Genomic DNA, 2,226 nt, shown 5'->3' on the forward strand with positions numbered 1-2,226 from the left:
TTAATCAAAAGTTTGCTAAGAAGGCTGCCTCCCTGCATGATGAGATTTACTTCCTCATTCTCTTCCGGGTTATAGATCACATTGGCAAATGCCGGTGTAGGTTCCTTATACTTACCATCTGTCAGATCTGATTTCTCCAACTGAATCTCAGCTTTGTTTTTCAGATCATCGGTAAAGCTTTCGATACCGGATGTAAGGATATGAAGCACTTTCGCCGCCATGTTGGTAAGTGTGATGTCTGCATTCTTTGTGTCTGCATTATATGTTCCAACAGGTTTCTTATCAGAATCTTTTGAAAGCTCTCCTGTCAGATGCACTCTTCCGCCATCTGTATCACCAACACGTACGGTACCTTCCAGAGAAGTATCAATTGTGTAAACATCACTTCCGGCTCCGCCATCCAGTGTCACAAAATCATTTATCTTTCCATCTCCGTCTCCTGTCACTCCGATCGTGTCCACTCCGGCTCCGGTTTCCGCATACAGACTGGCGTTATCCAGTTCCACCTGGATAATATCATCCCTGCTTGTCCCATAGATTTTCACTGCACAGTCTTTTGCGGTAATCTTCTTATTCAAAGAATAATAAAGACCTGCCAGCACAACATCCAAACCTTCTATATATATATTGCCTGTTGTATTGGCTCCACCGGTTCCATTCGCAGAAATGGTCGACTTATCGATCACTCCGCCTTCTCCCGGAGTCACGAAAGAATCCCTCGTAATGATATATAACTTTTCCAGGCTGGAAGAAGGATCCTTTAACGAAATATTAATGTCCCCGTTATATGTACCATCTTCCACTACAATCGTAATCTCTTTTGTGCCCGCATTCTCCTGTGCTGACCTCAGGGCCTCATCTACTGCTTTCTGAATCGCGTTCTTTTCTTCAGTCGCAGTACTGCCTTCTGTACCGTCTTGTATATCATCTTCTGTTTCCTCAGTCGAAGGATCATTCTCAAACACTTCCGGTTCCTCGACCACAATATTTGAACCATCCTGCACGATCTGTTCTGTTATCTGCGCGCTTCCTTCCGGTGCCGGTGTCTCCGTCAGTGTAACATCCGGTTCCTCTGTCTGTTCAGGTTCCGGTGTCGGTGTCTCTGTCTGTGTGGGTTCCGGATCAGAAACAATATCTTCTGCTCTGACTTCCAGACAAGGTGTCACCATCGTCAGACACACCATCATAACAAGCACGCCCCGGGCTATCTTATGCAACTTCATTCTATCACCTCCTCCTTTCTACTCCGTTGTTCCCTGACCATTTAATAGTTCCAGTAATTCTTCGGAAGCTTTCACAAGCTCCGCATTATTGTTTCTTTCTACAACCTTCTGCAAATCACTCCTTGCCTCTTCTGCCCTGTTCAGTGCAAGTGCCGCAACTCCACGGTTGTAATAAAGCATCGTTTTCATGTTCTCATCATCCCCATCTCCCTCAGCTGAAGGTATGCCATACTTAAGTGCAAGATTAAAATCTTCGTAGGCATTCTCGTATTTTTCAAGGGTAAGTTCGCTGACGCCTCTGTAATAGTAAAGCTCACCGTTTTCCTTATATTCTTTCATATCCAGTAATTCTGTCATACAGGAAGCACTCTCTTCAAAATACCCGAGATTCAGATTTGCAAGTGCCTGAAAATAGATAAGCGTTCCTTTGTATTCGTCTCCCGGCTCTCTACTAAGAGCTTCCTTTGCATAGCTGAGCACCTGCTCATAATCTTCCAGATAGTATTCACAGAATGTCAGATACACATAGCAAAAAGCTTCTTCTTCATATCCTCTGTCCAAAGCCTCAAGAAGATCTTCTCTGGAGCTTTCGAACTCCATATTCTGTATTCTGCATGCCGCACGCATGAAATAGTAATACCCATTTTCATCTCTGCCCTTTTCAATCAGCCAGGTACAGTCATCTTCTGCTTTCTTATAATCTCCACTGTAGAAGTACAATGCTGTTCGGAGCATCCTTAACTGGCACATTTCTTCTGTCGTCAGATTCATATTCTCGATGATATAATTTACCGGATCCAGGGCTTCTTTGTATTTCCCCTCTTCGATCAGACGCTGCGCTTCATCGCAGGCATCTTTGAGCTTCTTTTCTATCTCTTCTGATTTCTGAAGAAGTTCCCATAGCTCTTTGGCACGATCAGCTTCCTCCTCGTCCATACTCTGATAGACATCGTCATCAAGCAGCGCCTTTGGATTCGTCTCAATCGCCGCGGCAGAAGCACTG

General features: G+C 44.5%; 2 protein-coding genes. Both read right to left on the reverse strand.

Annotation, left to right across the window (positions count from 1 at the left end; genetic code table 11):
- Nucleotides 1–1,223: hypothetical protein (locus ACQRBH_RS17170; RefSeq protein WP_427762672.1), on the reverse strand; the 1,223-nt coding region annotated here is incomplete at its 3' end.
- Between the two features lie 18 nt (nucleotides 1,224–1,241).
- Nucleotides 1,242–2,226 (reverse strand): hypothetical protein (locus tag ACQRBH_RS17175; RefSeq protein WP_427762673.1); only part of this gene is annotated, 985 nt, incomplete at its 5' end.

The organism is Bariatricus sp. SGI.161 (assembly GCF_050313695.1).
Taxonomy (GTDB): domain Bacteria; phylum Bacillota; class Clostridia; order Lachnospirales; family Lachnospiraceae; genus JAFBIX01.